An 18882-nucleotide genomic window follows, 5' to 3' on the forward strand; every position below is an offset into this window, starting at 1 on the left:
TTTGAATGGTAGTGATGAATTCATTCCACCCCAAACCGATACACCGTCCGCGAGTGATACAACTCACCCGGTTTCAGTTCGATTGAGGTTGCGATGTCTGGATGGTTCGGGGCATCTGGGAACGCCTGGGCTTCGAGACAAATTGCGCTATGTTTCTGTCGACCGTCGAGCGTCACCGGTGTCTCTTCACTCAAGAAATTCCCTGTGTAGACGACCATGACCGGTTGATTCGTCTCGACCGTCATCGTCCGTCCGCTCATCGGGTCGTGCAATCGAATCGGTCCATCCTTCAAGATAAAAGGATGGTCAAGACCGCTCGCCCGTTCAATCGCCTCGTCTCCTGACACGAGCGCCTCTCGGACCGCTTTTCCGTCTCGGAAGTCAAACGGTGTCCCGCTCACATCACGCAACTCTCCTGTCGGCAGCGAATCCGCGTCGAGCACCCCGACCGAATCGGCTGGTAGCGTCAGCTCATGGTCGTGGATGGTCGGGCGTCCGCCAAGATTGAAATAGTTGTGATGGTTCAGGTTGACCCACGTCAGTTGGTCTGTTTCCGCCGTCATCGTGACAATCAGTTCATTGTGATCCGTCAGTTCGTACAACACTTTGAAGAAGACGTTGCCGGGATACCCTTCTTCTCCGTCCGGGCTGAGATATGTGAACTGGATACACTGTTCGTCCGCATCCATCTCCCAATAACGGGACGTGATGCCTTTCTCGCCTCCGTGAATATGATGGGGCGCCTCGCTTGGGGTCAAGGCGACACCCTCAATCTCTGCGTCACGAATCCGTCCGGCAATCCGCCCTACGATTGACCCGAGATAGACCGGATTTTCTAAGTATTGTGAGACGTCCCCGTATTTCAAGATGACCGAGTCTAGGTTTCCTTCCCGGTCCGGGGCCGTCAGTTCCGTCATCGCACAACCATAATCGATGGCGGATAGTCTCATGCCGTTGGTGTTTTGAATCGTCGCTTGTTTCACTCGTACTACCACCTTTAGTTCGTTTTCTCTCTCATTCCCGACCTTGGTGTTCCGTACTCCACTTTATCGACATGGCTAAGGAGTGACCGGATGAACGTATCAAATCGTTCCTGCCCAGCGTTCGTCTGTTTAAAGACACCAGCATCCTCAAGACCTTTCACAAATTTATCGACGACCGCTTGATCGACAATCGTTTTCGGGTCGCCCGACTTCTTCCGTAACTCATCGGCCCACTCTTGATGCATCACTTTGACATCGACGTCCTCGCCGGCCACATAGTGAACAACTTGCTCAAGTTCTGTCTTCAGGCGCGCTGGCAAGACGGCGAGCCCCATTACTTCAATCAAGCCGATATTCTCACGCTTGATATGATGCACATCAGCGTGCGGGTGGAAAATACCGTCCGGATGCGCCTTGCTCGTTCGGTTGTTTCGCAAGACGAGATCGAGCTCGTAACGTCCGTTTCGGCGTCTTGCAATTGGCGTCACCGTATTGTGTGGGACACCTTCTGTATACGGAATGACTTCACTAACGGTGTCCTCATAATCGCGCCAATATCCGAGCAACTGGTTCGCCAACATGACAAGCTGCTCTTTTTGATTGGAGCGGAGGCGGACGACCGAGAGCGGCCAGTACAGCGTCTCGATATCGACTTGATCATAGCGTTCAGAACGATATGTCGAGACGACTCGCGCATCGTCCATCGCGAACCGGTAGCGGCCGGCCTGGTAATGGTCATGCGTCAAAATCGAGCCTCCAACAATCGGCAAGTCCGCATTCGAACCGGCGAAGTAGTGTGGGAACTGCGTGATGAAGTCGAGCAGACGCTCGAAAGCTCCTCGGTCGATGACCATGTCACGCACCTCGTTCGACAGTAAAATTGAGTGCTCATTGTAATAGAGGTACGGTGAATACTGGAACGACCATGGCTGTCCACCGAGCGTGAGCGGGATGATGCGATGATTCGCACGCGCTGGGTGTTTCAAGTGACCGCTGTATCCTTCGTTCTCAATCGCGAGTAATCCTTTTGGATAGTTCGATGTCGAGGTCGGTTGCATTCGAGCGAGTGCAATCTCACGCGGGTCCTTCTCCGGTTTCGACAAGTTGATGGTGATATCGAGCGTGCCATAGCGAGTCGGTGCCTGATACGTGATATTGTTCGCGATACGACGTGTCTGGATATAATTTGACGCCTGACTCATCCGATAGAAATAGTCAGTCGCCGCTGTCACATCTGTCTCGAGGAGCTCATTGAAATGACGTGTCACTTCCGATGGCTTGGATACGAAGATATCCATGATTTCCGCCATGAAGCGGTCCTTCTCTTCAAGGATCGGCTCGATAATGTCCGCCCCCACTGCATACTCGACCACTTGTTCGAGCAACTCGGGGATTGACAGCTCTGACACAAAACGTGGGACTTCAAAGTCGAGCTTATTCAGTTTTGCGAGCACGCGGTTCCGTGAATAGATGCGGTCCTGCTCGTCAATCAACTCTTCACGAATCGCCGCGTCGACGAGTGCCTCAATCGTCACATCGATCATCGTCTCACCTCTTTCACCTGATAGCCGAATGGATGTGTCACATGCCAGTTCCAAGCGTCCGTCAAAATCGTCTCGACGTCTGAACGGGTCGGTGTCCATCCGAGGATACGTCTTGCCTTGTCAGACGAGGCAATCAATTTAGCCGGATCCCCGGCGCGGCGTTCACCAAGTAAGACCGGAATGTCATGTCCCGTCACGCGACGTGCCGCCTCGATAATTTCGAGCACTGATAGCCCGTTCGCTGTCCCGAGGTTGAAAACGTCGCTTGCACCGTCTTCTCGTAAATAACGGAGCGCTAACATATGCGCATCGACGAGGTCTTGGACGTGGATATAATCACGGATACATGTCCCATCTTCCGTCGCGTAGTCATCACCAAACACGGTAATCGCGTCACGCTGTCCGTTCGCCACTTGCAGAACGATTGGGACGAGATGCGTCTCCGGGTCATGGTCTTCGCCGATTTCACCGGTCGCAATCGCGCCAGCGACGTTAAAGTAACGGAGTGCGACCGAGCGGATACCATGTGCCTGGTCACACCAGCGAATCATCGACTCCATCGCGAGCTTTGTCGCCCCGTATGTGTTCGTCGGATTCGTAAGCGCCGTCTCGTCAATCGGCATCATGGTCTGGTCACCATAAGTCGCGGCCGTCGAGGAGAAGACAATCCGTTTCACTGACGCATCGCGCATTGTCTCGAGGAGAATTTGCGTCCCGAAGACGTTGTTGTCATAGTAGGCGAGCGGGTCCGTCATTGATTCGCCAACGAGGGAGTTCGCTGCGAAATGAAGGACGTCTGTGATTGATTCCTTTATGAAAACATCTTTCAAGAACGTTCGATCACGCAGGTCGCCCTTATAAAAACGGACATCCTGTGGAATCGATTCAACATGTCCTGTCTGAAGATTATCGAGAATGACGACGTCTTCCCCTTCTTTCAACAATGTACGAACGGCGTGCGAACCGATATAGCCGGCACCGCCAACAACGAGTATACTCATTTCACTTCCTCCTCTACGAGTTCTCGTACCCCGTCCCCGACCGAGGCGACGTAACACGTCGGTGCGTGACCGATTGTCGACACATATCGATCCGAAGTTTCCTGAATCATCGATCCCGTCTTGTCTTGACGGACGATGGCGATGGCACAACCACCGAATCCGGCCCCCGTCATGCGAGCACCGATGACGCCGTCACACCCTTGCGCGGCTGAAACGAGCGTGTCTAGCTCGATGCCGGTCACTTCGTAATCATCCCGGAGCGATGCATGCGACGCATTCATCAACTGACCGAACGTCTCGAGTCGTCCTTCCTGTAGAGCAGTGTAGGCGAGTATTGTCCGCTCGTTCTCAGAAACAGCATGACGCGCCCGTTTACGAAGTGTCTCTGGCAAGTCGAGCGCGACTTGTTCAAACGTTTCCATCGACAATTGTCCGAGAGAATTGACTTCACATTTCGGTTGAATCAAGCCGAGTGCAGTGTCGCATTCGCGCCGACGTTCGTTATATTTCGAGTCGGCGAGTTCCCGACGTTTGTTTGTGTTCATGATGACGATGTCGTACCCGTCGAGGACAATCGGTGCATAGTCATGATGGAGCGTCTCGCAATCGAGGAGCATCGCCTGCCCCGCTTTGCCCATTCCAATAGCGAACTGGTCCATGATACCGCTATTGACACCAATGAACGTATTCTCGACCCGTTGTCCGAGTCGGACGAGGTCAAGCCGTTCGAGACCGAGACCGTACACTTCATTTAACATGTATGCCGTTACGAGTTCGAGGGAGGCTGATGACGAGAGACCCGCCCCATTTGGGATGTTGCCCGCAAGGAAGAAGTCGAACCCGTTGAGGTCGTGTCCGTCTTTCCTGAGAAGCGTGACGACCCCTTTCACGTAGTTCGCCCAGTCGTGGCTCGCCTCGTACGTCTCGTCCGTCACCGGGAACGTGACGATACCAACCTCTTCAAAATTGAGCGAATAGACACGAATCAGGTCGTCTTCGCGCTTTTTCACGAGTCCGTATGTTCCGAACGTGATTGCACATGGGAAGACGTGTCCTCCGTTATAGTCGGTATGCTCGCCAATCAAATTGATGCGTCCCGGTGCGAAGAACGACCGGTCTGCTGAGGTGGCAAACACCTCCTCGAATTGTTGTTTCAGCTGTTCCATGTTAAATGAAAGCATGCGGCTTCATCCCTTCCATCGCTCATGCCGGGTGGATGACCAGGCAATACGCGTCATAGTCTGTTTGTTGTGTGAGGTTTATGCCTTGTTCCATCAAATAGCGTCCGCTCACGCGGCGTCCTTCTAGTTCGTACGTCCGTTCAGGATCGAGCCCGCGTAGCTTCACACGCAAACGATTTTTCCCGTACTGACGACGGTCGGCGTTGAGGAGGACGATATAGTCTTCGCCGTTCGTATAGCCGACGGCATGGAAGCCGTCCCGTTTGAGTGAAGCGAGGCGATGGCTCGTCCCGTGCTGCACAATCGGACGAATCGTCTTGTACGTCGCAATCCATTCTTTCGCTTCTGAAAGCTCATCTGGTGTCCATTCTAGTAGGTTGCCACCGATACCGAGCGTGCCTTGCATCGCACTGACGAACCGATACGCGAGCGGCAACGAACGATTGTTCAACCAGTTCGGTGAGTCCGTCACCCAGCAGCTCATCATCTTGGCGTTGTAGGCGTATGAGAAACCTTCTTGAATCGCGAGGCGGTCGAACGCGTCCGTGTTGTCGCTCGTCCAGACCTGCTCGACGCGTGAGAGCACACCGAGATCGATTCGTCCACCACCACCTGCGCAGGACTCGAACGCGACATTCGGATGTTTCTCCCGCAACGTGTCGAGGATGCGATACACGGCTTCCGCATGACGGAGCCATAGTTCCTTCGCATCTTCCATGCGCGGACTGTCCGGTTCTGAGAAGGCGCGGTTCATGTCCCACTTGATGTAACGAATCGCGTGTCGTCCGAGCAATTCATCGAGCCACGCCGTCACGTGCGCCTCCACTTCAGGCAGTGCAAGGTTCAAGACGAACTGGTTCCGCGACGTCGTCGACGGGCGTCCGTCCGTATAGTAAATCCATTCCGGATGAGCCCGATACAAATCTGAATCCGGATTGACCATCTCCGGTTCGACCCATAGCCCGAACTGGAGGCCTTTCTCCTCGACGTAGCGGACGAGCGGGTCGAGCCCGTTCGGGAACTTCGTCGTGTTGACGTGCCAATCCCCGAGTCCGGCCGCGTCCGAGTGACGCTCACCGAACCAACCATCATCGACGACGAATAACTCACAGCCAATCGCGGCCGCCTCATCGACGAGACGTTTTTGTCCATCCTCGCTGACATCGAAATAGGTCGCCTCCCAGGAGTTGTAAAGGACCGGGCGTAACACGTCACGTGTCGCTTCCGGCATGATGACGTCGCGCTCAAAGTCATGGGCGTTCTGACTCATACCACCGAACCCGCGTTGCGTATAGCCGATATAGGCCGGTGGCGTCGTGAACGACTCACCCACTTGAAGCGTCTTCGCGAAGTCGAACGGATTGATCCCGCCCGTCACCTGTGTAAAGCCAAACTCGTCTTTTTCAAAATGAATCGCCCAGTTGCCGGAGTAACCGAGGAATCCAAAGACGACCTCCCCGTCTGTCTCCGTCGCGTCACTGTCGAGCGCGAACCACGGATTACTTTGATGGCTCGTCAATCCGCGACGACTCTCGATCGTTTTCTTGCCTGGGAGGAGCGTCCCTTGCTGGAGCTGGAACTCGCTCGTCCACGCCCCGCTGAAATGACTGAGTCGCATCTCGCGCTCAATGAGTCCGAGGCTGAAAGACTGCGCGCTCTCGAGCGTGACCGTTTCTCCTGCCGTGATGGTCATCTTGCGTGAGATGATGTCGTAAACCGGATGAAGCGTGAACTGGAGCGTCACTTGAAGTGATTGAATTGAATCGATCAAATCGAGCTCGAGTGTCTCTCCATCGATACGTGCATCACCGAGTGAGAAAGCGTGCAATCGTTCTGTCGTCGTATGACTCTTCAACGTCGGTTCCGTATAGACAAGGTCGCCGAACGAGGTGAACTCGTAAGCGGCCACCCCTTCTGGTGTCTCGAACGACGAGTGCAGAACGCGCGCGTCTGGTAGTTCTATGATGTCTAATTCATGCAGGCGTCCGCCGAGATACTGATGGATGAGACGACCTCGTGAATCGACATCAAACACGTACGTGAGATTCGTTCCGATGAGGGCGAACCGATTGTCGTGACGAACAATCATGCCTTCACCTCCTGTTTCAATAGGACAACATCGAGCGGTTTAAGTTCGAGCTTGCCTGTTACCGTCTCCCCGTCAAGCGTCTGCCACGTGCCATCGAGGTCAACCGTTGATTTAACCTCGGTCGAATGGTTCAGGTAGAAGCGGATCACCTGCCCGTCTCCTTGACGGTCGACCTTCTCGACATCGTCTGGAAGTCGGGTCGCGTCGATCCCAGCGCGTGTGAGCGCCTGATGATAAACTGCATCGAGCATCTCGTCGTCGACCGATGAACCGATGTATGTCACGTCTCCTTTATACGTGTGCCGTGTGATTGCCGCAGTCCCTTTATAGAAGGCCTTTTCATATGTTGCCAATACGTCGGCGCCTTTCGGTGTAATCAAGTCACACCAAATGTTCGCCTCAGAAACTTGGTCACCGAGTCGGACTTCGTTCGATTGGACGGTCTGCAAACTCTCGTACTCATCAATCTCGATACCCGCGTATTCGGCAAACTTACCTGGTAGCGTCAAGTTGTGGCAACGGTTAATCGGGTCTTTCACGCCTGTACGGTAGGTGAAGATGACGTGCCCACCCTTTTCGATATAGTCGATGAGCGTCTCGTCAAACACATCATTTCCGAGGAAATAGAGCGGGACGACAACGAGTTTATACGAATCGAGCGCGTCCCCTGGGAAGACGATATCCGTGTTGACACCTTGACGGACAGCTGCACCGTAGAAGCGGACAAACTCTTGCTTGAAGTTAAATGCGTCGGAGTGTGGTTGGTGCGTCCACGCCCATAAGTTCTCCTGATCAAAATAGACAGCAACGTCTGACTTGTACGCAGCCGCGTTGATCATGTCGCCATGCGCGTGAAGCTCCGACATGACGTGCTTCACTTCTTCGAACTTCCGTTTCGGTTTCCCGTCATGGTCAATGATGCCGTGACAGAACTCTTCCGTCCCAAAATCCGCGGCACGGAATCGGAAGTAGACAATCGCCTCGGCCCCACGCGCGACAGCCTGATGTGTCCAGAGACGGATATGACCAGGTCGTGGTAAGTAGCCGATGCGGCTCCATCCTTGGGCCCCGCTCAACTGTTCCATCACCCAGAATCCTTTGCCTTGTTTCGAAGAACGGCACAAATCATGATCGTGCGCCGTCTTCTCGAAACGGTTTGGTTCTGGCAACCCGCCCCATACCGGATAGTTGTCGAAAGAGACATAGTCGAGATCTTGTGCCATCTGCTGCTGGTTGATTGCCATGTCGCTATATACGAGGTTATGCGTGATGAACGCATCCTCATGGATGAGCGGGCGGAGCGTGTCGACCTGGAGCTTGTTAAACGAGCGATATGCGTCCGAGCAGAAGCGGTCATAATCGACGAGAAGCGACGGATTGTGTTCTTGGAACACGGTGCGAGGGACCGGAATCTGTGTCCATGCCGTATATGTATGGCTCCAGAAGACGGTCCCCCAAGCCGCGTTGAGCGCGTCGAGCGTCTCGTAGCGTTCTTTCAGCCATTCCTGGAACGCCTCTTGGTCGACATCACCGTACGAACGGTCCGACTGTTCATGTCCATACTCGTTGTCCGTCTGCCAACCGATGACACGTGGATGACGACCATACCGCTCCGCCATCTTGCGGGTGATTCGTTCACAGTATTCGCGGTAGACAGGGCTGTTGACGGTATAGTGACGACGAGCTCCGAAGCTGATACGCACCCCGTCTTTCGTCACCGGAAGGATGTCCGGATGCTTTTCGATAAGCCACGCGGGCGGTGTCGCCGTAGGCGTGCCGAGCACGATGTCAAAGTGTTCGCCGAAGGTTTCGACGACCTCATCCCAAAATGAGAAGTCAAACTCACCGTCGGACGGTTCCATCATCGTCCAGACAAATTCCGCCATCCGGATGACGTTGACACCGAGTTCTTTCATCAAGCGGACATCCTCGTCCCAAAGTGCACGATCAGTCTGTTCTGGATAGTAATCTACTCCTAAATACATGCTGTTCACCTCAATCGATTATTTGACCGCTCCTGAAGTCATGCCTTTTTGTAAGAAGCGTTGGAAAAAGATATAAAACACCATCGTCGGCAAGCTGATCAAGACGAGCGAGGCGTATAATTTACCAGGGTCTCCGCCGAGCGCTTCCGTGAAGAAGGTCGGTGCCATCGTTACTGTCTGTTTGGCCGGGTCTGTCATGAACGTAAGTACCATCAAGTATTCGTTCCATGAGTTGAGAAACGCGTAAATCGTCGCTGTTGCGAGTGCCGGCTTGGCGAGTGGCATCATGACTTTATAGAAGATTTGAAACGTCGACGCCCCGTCGATATGCGCTGCTTCCATCAATTCGTTTGGCAGCTCGTCGAAGTAACTCTTGATGAGCATGAGTCCGAACGGAAGGAAGAAGGCGATTTCGGCACCAATCAATCCCCAATAGCTATTGAGCCCGTCAAGTGTGCGCAACGTGAAGAAGAGTGGCACGATGAGCGAGGCGACCGGTAACATCAATCCCGCCAGAACGAGGTTAAATAAAAGGCGCTTCCCGGCGAACTGGAGCTTCGAGAAACCGAACGCCGCAAATGCGAGAAATGAGATGGAAATCAAGATCATGAAGAAGGCGACGATGAAGCTGTTAAAGACGAATTGTGGGAAGTTCGGGTTTTGTAGCGTCGCGATGTAGTTGTTGAAGCCATTGACACGTAAGCTTTCCTTGAACATGACGAAGATCGGGAACAACCAGAGGATTGCCATGAGTGACAGACCGATATTGGTGAACCATCTTCCTTTCTTTGTTTGCAGTTCCATCTGTTCTCCCCCTTAGTCCATTTTCTTCTGTACACGCATCTGGAAGTACGTGATGCCGAGTGCAATCGCAAGCAAGATGACGGCGACAGCGCTGGCATAGCCGACCTCTTGATGCAACATCGATTTACGGAACAGGTATGTCGAGATGACCTCGGTCGAGTTACCTGGTCCTCCTTGTGTCGAGATCCAGACGATGTCGAACGTCTTTAGACCACCGATGACCCCGAGGATCGTCAGTGTGAACGTCGTCCCTTTCAAGTTCGGGAAGACGACACTCCAAAGCGTACGCCAAAATCCTGCCCCGTCGATATTAGCCGCCTCGAACACTTCCCGTTCGATTGCGAGCATCGCCATGTAATACATGATCATGGACGAGCCTGTCCATTGGAAGATGTTAATCAGAATGATAGCGTAGAGCGCAACGTCTTGGTCGCCGAGCCAGTTCTGTTCAAACGCACCAAGACCAATCATGCGAAGGAATTCGTTGATATATCCGAACTGGAAGTCAAAAATTTGCGTGAACGCCGCCCCGAGGACGACCGGGCTCAAGACGACCGGGAAGAAGAACACCGATTTGAAGAACGTCCGCCCCATGCCTTTCGTGTGAAGCAAATAGGCCAATACGAGCCCGAGACCCGCCTGAATCGTGACCGTCAAGACAGTGAAGATCCCCGTGTTTTTGAGCGCATTATAAAATTCTGGGTCTTTGAACATCCGGCCGAAGTTTTCAAAACCGATATACACTTTCTCAAACGAGATTCCGTCCCATGAAAAGAGTGAGTGATAGGCGTTGTAGAAGATTCCGTAATAGATGAAAGCGATGACGAACAGGACGGTCGGAGCGACGAACGCCCAGCCGATCAAGTTCTGCTTCATCCGCTCTTTCTTACGAATCGGATTCGGTGCGCTCGGTGGTACCGATGTGAGCTTCGGCTTGGACTTGGTCAAATCGGTTGCTTGTTGCATAAGGTTCCCTCACTTTCAGATTCAAAAAATCGAGCGCCAGTGAGTCTGGCTACTGGCGCTCGTTTGATTATTTACCTTGGTCCGCAATCGCCTGGATGCGTGCGAGTGCTTCTTTCGCATCTTGTCCGGCAGCGATGTTTTGAAGTTCTTTTCCGAGTGCGTCGTAGACTTTCGGGTCACGGATTCCGCGTCCTGCGACAGCGTTCTTCACCGTTTCGTTCAAGATTTTGTACGACTCACGTTCAACATCATTGGTGAACTTGTCTTCGTATGCTACTTCGATGTCTTTAATGGCTGGTGCCATCTCAAACTTCTCCATGTATAGCGCCTGTCCTTCACCTTGCGTCATGTAGGCGATGAAGGCAGCCGCACCTTCTTGTTGTTTCGATTCTTTGTTGACACCTAGTGCCATGTCGATTGATGCGATGACCGGTTGTTCTGTACCACCTGCAAGGTTTGGCATTGGGACGAAACCAATCTCGTCTTCGAAGTTGTTCCACTTGTCACGCTTCTCGACCGTCGTCATCGAGTGGGCTTCCCATGAACCAATGATCCACATCGCTGCTTTCTTGTCGAAGAAGTTGTTCATGCCGTCCATGTATGTCGCAAGACCCAAAGCGCCTTCTTGGAACACTTTGTCCTCGTACAGTTGTTGCCAAAGTTCAGCCGTCTCGACCATCTCTTTATCCGTCCACTTCGCGTCACCCGCTAGCACTTCTTGGATGTAACCTGGTGCGACCTGGTGGCTCAATACGTTGAAAACGTCAACGCCAACCCACGCGTCCTTCGCGCCTAGTTGCATCGGGATGACCTTGTCGCCAGATGCGTTGATTTTGTCAATCGCCGCAACCGTCTCATCATAAGTTTTCGGAGGTGTCACGCCATATTTGTCGAGGAGTGTTTTGTTGTACATGAGGTATGCCTGTCCTGTGAATCCGACTGGTACCGCATACTGTTCACCGTCGACTGTTGTCTGTTCGACACCAAGTTCGATTAATTTATCTTTCCATCCTTCTCCGGCCGCTTTATCCATATAGTCTTTCGCTGGTACAAGGCGATCCTTGTATTGCGGAATCATCGGTTCTTTGAGACCAATGACGTCCGGACCATCTCCACCAAGCATCGCGACTTGAAGCTGTTGCTCGTAGTCTTCGAGGCGTTTAAACTTGACCACATAATCATCTTGCGATTCGTTGAACGCCTTCGCCATTTCTTCCCCGACTTCAGGTTGTGGCGCCCAACCCCACCATGTGATGACGGGTTTGCCGTCTTCCGTTGTCGCCGCCGCTTGTTCGTCATCGCCGCAGGCAGCGAGTAAAGATGAGAGCATTAAGACAGATGATGCGAGTGCAATCGTCGTTTTTTTCATGTTCATTCTCCTTTGAATGTGTTGTCACGCCACAATCCGATGGCATAACTCCCGAATAAGATGGTCTGACATCGGGCGATCCCCGAGCCATGTTAATGTGTACGCTATCAGTTCCAAATCGAGCTTCGGTCCGTCTATGTATGGGCCGACGACGTAGAGGTCCGCCCCGAACGGCAGTGCGTCCTGTTCTTTCAAGCGCCATAGCAAAAGTTCAAACAGGCCGTCCATGTCGTCGAACGACACGTCATGCGAGAGCGTCGATGCTCGGAACAATCGGATATCACGCGTCTCGTCGTCATAAAGACGGAAGATACCATCGCGTCTAGAGCGCGTAATGATGATGCTCGTCTCATCCCCCGTTAGCGCTTCCATTTCATCGAAGGCAAAGTCCTTTCGTGCGAACATCCTAGTCGCCCCGTAGCGACCGAAGATTGTGTGAAACTGATCTTTCAATGGTGTCTCTTTTTGCATCGCTACCCCTCCAAACGTGTCGTTGAGAGTGTCACCCCTTACTTAGTAAATTAAATTTATTATCTAACTACACATAGACTATAGCATGCCCTGATTTATATTGTAAACGCTTTCTTATAAAGAAATTAAAAATCGCCTTTCCCTAATAGAAAGGCGAATCATGGTTTCATTGGATTTCACCGAACATCTCGTTCGTGATAAGCGCTGCGGCTCCGAGTGCCCCTTGGCTGGCGTTCCACGAGACGACACGGATATCGGTCTGTCGGGCGTCAAGGGTGAGCGCCGTTTGGGCGACACGCTCCTGAATGTTCGTGACGACGTCTGGCGCATAGTTGAATAGCGGACCTCCGAGAAGAATACGTCCCGGGTTCAAAAGGTGGATCATATTGAGCGTGGCAATACCGATATATTCGCCGGCCCGTTCGTATAATTTTCGGACATCTTGATTCAAATGGACAGCGTCACGAAGATCATCAAGTGTCAGTTCATGCGAGAGCTGACGAGCCTCATTCAATATGGCACGTTCCCCAGCGACTGCCTCTAGGCAACCACGATTACCGCACGAACAGATTGGTCCGTCGAGCATGATGCGCATGTGTCCAATCTCCCCAGCAATATGATGCTCGCCGTCAATCAATTCGCCCGCGTGGACATAGGCTCCCCCAATTCCATAACCGGCATACACGTAGAAGAATTCCTCGATACCAATCGCTTCCCCGAAGTACAATTCACCAAGGGCGAGTGTCCGCACATCGTTCTCAACGAATACGTGCTGCCCGAGGCGTTTCTCCAGTTCGCGCTTGAGAGGGATATCATGCAAGTGAAAACGTGGGGCAAATAAGACAATCCCTTCACCCGCCTCGACCATTCCGTGCACAGAAACACCAAGTCCAATGACATTCCCTATAGCTCGTTTGTTCAATATGGTGTAGAGAGCGACAATCGCGTCGATGAACTCCTCGTTCGTGTCAAACCGTTCGTCGTGCCATGCTTCGTCAAGTAACTCTCCATGGATGTTTGTGACGACGCCATGCAGTTTTCGCTGTGTCGCATCGATTCCGATGACAAAACGGTCGCTCGCAGCAAGTTCGAGCATGATCGGGCGACGTCCGCCGCTTGAGACCCCAAGCTCGCGCTCATTGATTAATCCCTCTTCCTTCAATTCGTTAACAATGTTCGAAATCGTCGGTTTCGTCAAACTCGTCTTCTTAGCAAGTTCAACCCGTGATACCGGCTGATGAAGCCGAATCAATCTAAGAATCAGTGCACGATTGTATGTCCTCATCCATTTAGAGTTACGTGGCGTTGTGTTCCCCATGACCATTCCACCTATTCCTATCTTTTTCTTTCAGTATAGCACTTGTTAAATCCGTAATTAGTTGCGCTTTCATTTTTACGACCATCTATTTTTGATTTTTTTATTTTCCACATGCTAAATCAAGTTCAATATAAAAAACGATTTATGCATCGGTTGATTCCATGCATAAATCGTAAAAACACCTACACTTTTGTTCATAATCAATATATTTAACTTCTACTTCACCACTTCCAACGTCCTCGCCAGTTTTTCTCAGGTAAACGTGGAGGATTCACCGAAATCGGTTCATCCGCTAACATCTCCTCCGTAAAGTGGAGGTGCTGTTGCCACATCTCTTCCCCTAATTCGTTGATGACTTCCTGTCTCGCCGCTAACCAATTAAAATCACGATGTTCCACGTTATGGGCATCGGAGGCGACGATGTGACTCAGCCCGTGACTGATGAACGTGAGTGCGAGTTCTCGAATCTGTCTCCCGAACTGCCCTGTCAAACTGCTTGTCGTCACTTGGGACAACGCACCCGACGATACGAGATGATGCAATTTTTCTGGATGGAGTGCAAACTCACGATTCCGCTCCGGATGCGCGATGACCGGAACGTATCCAGCCGCCTGTAGTTGAAAGAATAAGGACTCCGTATAAGCTGGTAGACTTTGACTCGGCAGTTCCACGAGGACATATCGTGACCCAGCGAGCGAATGTGCCTCTCCGGACTCCAACGCTTCGACCATTTCTCCAAAAATTCGAATCTCTTGTCCAACATACAAGGTCAAGGGGATCTGTTCATCATCGAGTCGTTTTTGTAGATGCGCGACTTCTTGCGTGATGTCATGATGCTGCGTCTCAAAGTACGGATGATACGCGTGTGGTGTCACGACAATCGATGTTACCCCTTCTTCCACCGCACGTTTCGCGAGTTGAAGGGATGCTTCCATTGTACGTGGTCCATCATCTACTTCAGGCAACAAATGACAATGTACATCAATCATGAGTGTTCACTCTCCATTGTGTGATTGTTTTAGCCAAACATATTCATACGGGCGAAGCGTTACATTTGTCATCCATTCTTCTGTAAAGAGACTCGTCCCTTCACAATCCGTCTGCACCGTCTCTTCACTCATATTCGTCAATAACAGTAGGGTCTCCTCTTGATGCGTTCGCTTAACAGCGAAAACGCGCCGATCGAGATTTAGGACCTCTTGACTAATGTAAGGGGACAAGGCAGGATGGAGTCGTTTCACATTCAATTGGCTCAATATCCCTTCATAAACACGAAGTCGATCCGGATCGCGTTTCAATGCTCGGACGAGATCTTCCTGTTCAACCGGTTGCGACACCCCAAATAAAGTTCGGTAATCAATCAACGGAATCCCTTGAAGCGACAACAATACACTGTGGGCTGCGAGAATCACATCTGGGTTAGTGTCCATCAGATTTTTCTCAAACGGATCACGTTCCGCTGAAGATAGGAAATTGAAATATGTTTGATTGGCTCTCAGTGAATGAACTTGTCTCGCCCAATCGGTCAATCGTGTCACATTGGCCTGCGCAAACGCTAAAATGACATGACTGGATAAGTCGAAATGACAGACGACGTCCGCCTCTTCCTCAAAGTTTAGGACTGAATCGACACGTTCATTGGCAACGATGAGCTGTGCATTCGGCTTATACGTATGCATAATCGTACGCCACAGTTTGAGGATGTGTTTGACTCGTTCCGGTTCTATTCCGCGAAACGACTCGACATGGACACGGATTTTCGTCGCTCCATACGCCAGACGTTCAATCAGTTCATCTGTTACGGTGACAAGGTCGAGTTGTGACTCATTCCATGCTTCAGGCGTCATCTCGTAAATCAAATCGAACTCATCGGTGAAACGTCCTAAGTCTTCGAACAGTTGCACCCGCGAGTCGATGGCTGTGTCCTGTTGTTTCGTTTGATACGGAAACAGGGAGACGAGATAGAGATCACTCACCGTCGTTTGGACATGATCGGCTAACCATTGATGGAGAGCCTCGAGGTTCGCTCGTCCGTCAGTCAAGATAAAACCGGCATCCACCAACAAGACGTTTGTTTTTTCAGAAGGGCGTTCATGGTCGTGCCAACGATGATCCGACCACTTCTCAAACAACCGTTCCCACTTTTCTTGCGAGGTCTCCCCGAGTTCGAGGAGCACCTCTTCAATCGTTTCCCATTTCATGACTCATCCCTCCTTGGCATCTCTTTATTTCTCCCACTTTCCGTTTCATTTGAAACACAAAAAAACTGTCCGACTTGGGTCAGACAGTTTACTCCATCAATCGTTTCAACTCTTCCTGAACGCCATTCAACGAAGAAGATTCCGGATTCCAATAATAGATGCCGTCCCCCTCTAATCCGCCCGCACCCTCAAGCCGTAAGATACTCGCGTTGCGGAACGCGTTCATATAGTCCGTCGACAAAGAGACGAATTCATTGAGCTCGATATTCGTCTTCGCCTGATCGCCGACCACCTCGAGTAACGCGGTGACCTTGTCGAGTGAGAAGTCCGTCCGTCCTTTTTCGATGATGGCGGCGACGACATCACGCTGACGTTCTTGACGTCCGAAGTCACCGTTTGGATCGTTATAGCGCATCCGCGTGTAATCGAGTGCCGCTTCTCCGTCTAACGTCACCTCACCAACGGGAAACGTGTAATCTTCTGTCGAGAACGCAAATTTATTCATGACGGTAATGCCTCCGAGTGCATCCACGACGTCGCTGAATGCCTCCATATCCGTTTCAATGACATAATCGATTGGGATGTCGAGGAAATTCTCGACCGTATTCATTGCCATTTCGGCCCCACCGAACGCATAGGCATGATTGATCTTATCACGTGTCCCTTTCCCGACGATTTCAGTCTTTGTATCCCGGGGAATCGAGAGCATCGCTCCTTCATCAAGTTCCGGATTGAGTGTCAGCACGATGATTGAGTCACTCCGTCCCTGTTCGGTCCCGCGTCGGTCAATCCCAAGCAAGAGAATGGAAACAGACTCTTTGCGTTCAATGGTCTCGACCTGCTTGCGCTCTTTGCTGATTTTCAAGTTGTCATTCACTTGTGCGACGGTGTCATCGACTTCTTTTACCATTGACCAGACGAACGCGCCACCCGTGATGAGCACCAAGGCCATGACGCCTGCTACAACCCCTAGTACGATTTTCCACTTTGATGGTTTACGATGTTTCGCCATGCGACCACACCTTCTTCCGTGAAATAGTACTAGTCTATTCCCATGCCACGGGTTGTTTTAAAGCATGTTCACAAAGAATAATCACGATATCCCTTTTTTTGTTACGGGAAATGGGTCCGGTTCGGTTGGCGGGTCATATGGTAGGGCCATGCCGCATTGATTTCTGCCCCAATCAGCATCGTTGCTGCCGTCAGATAGAGCCAAATTTGTAGTAGAATCACCGCACCAATCGTGCCATACGTGTCCCCTAGAATCGAGAAGCGTTCGACATAGACACTGTATCCGGTCGACAGCAATTGCCACGAGATGACCGCAAACACGGCTCCAGGAAGTGTTTCGATGAACCGTACTCGCTGTTGTGGCGCGATTTTATAAAAGAGTGAGAAAGCCATGATCAAGATGAGCGTCGAGACCGTATAGCGCGTCAGAGTCGACAAGCGGTCGAATTCTTCGACTTTTGGATAGAGGGCATAAATCAATTCGACAAATTCTTGACCGAATAGATGAAACACAATCAAGATGACCGCCCCGATGCTCCCTGCTAAAATCACGAGCAACCCGATCAATCGTCGGAAAATATAGCCGCGCGCTTCCGTCTCCCCATATGCGAACACCGTCAGCTTGACGAGTCGCGCCGTCCCGTTCGAGGCCGACCAAAACGCGATGATGGCACTGACTGATAACAGTCCACCGTTCAAATTTCCGCTCACGTCATAGACGATAGATAACAGTTCACGCACACTTGACCCTGGAATGAGTGTCTCAATCTGTTCGATGAGAAGCGCATCATCGATTTGAAACCATGCCATCACGGCGAAGAGGACAAAAAACGTCGGAAAGATGGCTAAAAACCAAAAAAACGCCAATGTGGCACTGTAGTCATTAATATGATGGTCTTTGAATCGATGCCTGACGTCTACGGCCAGTCGAAATACATTTTCAAACATCGCCACCCTCCTCTCATCACTGTTGCACTTATATCATTCTACATCTCAGGCAAGCTGTCCTTTTGAGCAATCGTTATTTCGGGTATGCCCTATAGAGGACTAAATCTTACAAATGGGGTGAACGAATGGAAATCGGTATGATTGGACTTGGTAAAATGGGCCTCAATTTGGCTCTGAATTTGACAGACAATGGGCATCGTGTCGTCGGGTATGACCCGGGAAACGTATCGACGAGTCAATTTAAGACGAAAGCCTCTTTGCAGGAAGTCGTTTCCGCGCTTCAGGTCCCTCGCGTCGTCTGGGTGATGGTGCCGGCGGGTGACGTGACCGAACACGTCTTGAACGACTTGCACAATCTTCTCTCGCCAGGCGACATCGTCATCGACGGAGGGAACTCGAACTATAAGGAATCGATGCGGCGTGCCGACCATTTCAAAGAAAAACTGATTTATTTCTTCGACGTCGGGACGAGTGGTGGGATGGAAGGTGCCCGTCACGGAGCGTGTACGATGATCGGAGGCGACTTGGAGGCGTTCGGAAAGATCGAGCAACTTTTCCAAGACGTCTCGACCGACCAGGGCTATTTGTACGCAGGACCGAGCGGAAGTGGTCACTTTTTGAAGATGGTGCATAACGGGATTGAGTATGGGATGATGCAGGCGATTGCCGAAGGCTTTGAAGTGCTCGAGAAGAGTCCGTTCGACTATGAATATGAAGATGTCGCACGCGTTTGGAATCACGGGTCGGTCATTCGCTCATGGCTCATGGAACTGACGGAGAGTGCCTTCTCGAAAGATGCGAAGCTCGACGACATTCGCGGGGTCATGCATGCATCCGGTGAAGGCAAGTGGACGGTCGAGACGGCACTCGAGTACGACGTCCCGACACCGGTCATCGCACTCTCCCTCATGATGCGTCAACGCTCGCTTCAAGAGGATACGTTCTCGGGCAAGGTCGTCGCGGCATTACGGAACGAGTTCGGCGGGCATGCGGTGGAGAAGAAAGAGTAAA

At 51.6% G+C, this 18882-nt stretch carries 16 protein-coding genes; 1 reads left to right on the forward strand and 15 read right to left on the reverse strand.

Features of this window, described 5'->3' with window-relative positions; all coding sequences use genetic code 11:
* Positions 1-20: 20 nt before the first annotated feature.
* The 15 genes from Q9R25_RS08390 to Q9R25_RS08460 all read right to left on the reverse strand — a co-directional run bounded on the left by Q9R25_RS08390 (position 21) and on the right by Q9R25_RS08460 (position 17871).
* Positions 21-983 (reverse strand): aldose epimerase family protein, encoded by a 963-nt coding sequence (locus Q9R25_RS08390; RefSeq protein WP_264092901.1) that lies wholly within the window; start codon positions 981-983, stop codon positions 21-23.
* Positions 984-997: 14 nt separating this feature from the next.
* Complete coding sequence (locus Q9R25_RS08395; RefSeq protein ID WP_311283029.1) at positions 998-2527, reverse strand: UDP-glucose--hexose-1-phosphate uridylyltransferase; 1530 nt, start codon at positions 2525-2527, stop codon at positions 998-1000.
* Positions 2524-3528 carry a UDP-glucose 4-epimerase GalE gene (gene galE, locus Q9R25_RS08400; RefSeq protein ID WP_264092903.1) on the reverse strand — a complete coding sequence of 335 codons (1005 nt, stop codon included), beginning with the start codon at positions 3526-3528 and terminating at the stop codon, positions 2524-2526. Before galE ends, Q9R25_RS08395 begins: the two co-directional genes overlap by 4 nt.
* Complete coding sequence (locus tag Q9R25_RS08405; RefSeq protein WP_208606702.1) at positions 3525-4709, reverse strand: galactokinase; 1185 nt, start codon at positions 4707-4709, stop codon at positions 3525-3527. The genes galE and Q9R25_RS08405 overlap by 4 nt, the downstream gene beginning before the upstream one ends.
* 22 nt (positions 4710-4731) lie before the next feature.
* Positions 4732-6798 (reverse strand): alpha-galactosidase, encoded by a 2067-nt coding sequence (locus Q9R25_RS08410; RefSeq protein ID WP_214690484.1) that lies wholly within the window; start codon positions 6796-6798, stop codon positions 4732-4734.
* Positions 6795-8783, reverse strand: coding sequence for a beta-galactosidase (locus Q9R25_RS08415; RefSeq protein WP_311283030.1), 1989 nt, complete (start codon positions 8781-8783; stop codon positions 6795-6797). The genes Q9R25_RS08410 and Q9R25_RS08415 overlap by 4 nt, the downstream gene beginning before the upstream one ends.
* Positions 8784-8801: 18 nt before the next feature.
* The gene (locus Q9R25_RS08420) at positions 8802-9587 is read right to left on the reverse strand and encodes a carbohydrate ABC transporter permease (RefSeq protein WP_074035881.1); all 786 of its coding nucleotides are present in this window, start codon (positions 9585-9587) and stop codon (positions 8802-8804) included.
* A gap of 12 nt (positions 9588-9599) precedes the next feature.
* A complete protein-coding gene (locus Q9R25_RS08425; RefSeq protein ID WP_214690482.1) occupies positions 9600-10553 on the reverse strand; it encodes a carbohydrate ABC transporter permease in 954 nt (317 codons plus the stop codon).
* 67 nt (positions 10554-10620) lie between these two features.
* Positions 10621-11922 (reverse strand): ABC transporter substrate-binding protein, encoded by a 1302-nt coding sequence (locus Q9R25_RS08430; RefSeq protein WP_251131788.1) that lies wholly within the window; start codon positions 11920-11922, stop codon positions 10621-10623.
* A gap of 24 nt (positions 11923-11946) precedes the next feature.
* Complete coding sequence (locus Q9R25_RS08435) at positions 11947-12393, reverse strand: hypothetical protein (RefSeq protein WP_074035877.1); 447 nt, start codon at positions 12391-12393, stop codon at positions 11947-11949.
* A gap of 166 nt (positions 12394-12559) precedes the next feature.
* Positions 12560-13711 carry an ROK family transcriptional regulator gene (locus Q9R25_RS08440; protein WP_311283031.1) on the reverse strand — a complete coding sequence of 384 codons (1152 nt, stop codon included), beginning with the start codon at positions 13709-13711 and terminating at the stop codon, positions 12560-12562.
* Between the two features lie 221 nt (positions 13712-13932).
* Positions 13933-14700: a tyrosine-protein phosphatase gene (locus tag Q9R25_RS08445; protein WP_074035873.1), complete on the reverse strand. Its 768-nt coding sequence runs from the start codon at positions 14698-14700 to the stop codon at positions 13933-13935.
* A 6-nt stretch (positions 14701-14706) separates the two neighbouring features.
* Positions 14707-15912: an alpha-amylase family glycosyl hydrolase gene (locus Q9R25_RS08450; protein ID WP_311283032.1), complete on the reverse strand. Its 1206-nt coding sequence runs from the start codon at positions 15910-15912 to the stop codon at positions 14707-14709.
* Positions 15913-16000: 88 nt separating this feature from the next.
* Complete coding sequence (locus Q9R25_RS08455; RefSeq protein WP_215243652.1) at positions 16001-16924, reverse strand: LCP family glycopolymer transferase; 924 nt, start codon at positions 16922-16924, stop codon at positions 16001-16003.
* Between the two features lie 101 nt (positions 16925-17025).
* On the reverse strand, positions 17026-17871 hold the full coding sequence (locus Q9R25_RS08460) for a YihY/virulence factor BrkB family protein (RefSeq protein ID WP_311283033.1): 846 nt from the start codon (positions 17869-17871) through the stop codon (positions 17026-17028).
* Positions 17872-17996: 125 nt separating this feature from the next.
* Between Q9R25_RS08460 and gnd the strand changes: the two genes are divergently transcribed.
* Positions 17997-18881, forward strand: a complete 885-nt coding sequence (gene gnd / locus Q9R25_RS08465; RefSeq protein WP_264092910.1) for a phosphogluconate dehydrogenase (NAD(+)-dependent, decarboxylating) — start codon at positions 17997-17999, stop codon at positions 18879-18881.
* Position 18882 lies beyond the last annotated feature (1 nt).

It is taken from the genome of Exiguobacterium sp. BG5(2022), assembly GCF_031844365.1.
In the GTDB taxonomy this organism is placed as follows: Bacteria; Bacillota; Bacilli; order Exiguobacteriales; family Exiguobacteriaceae; genus Exiguobacterium; species Exiguobacterium profundum.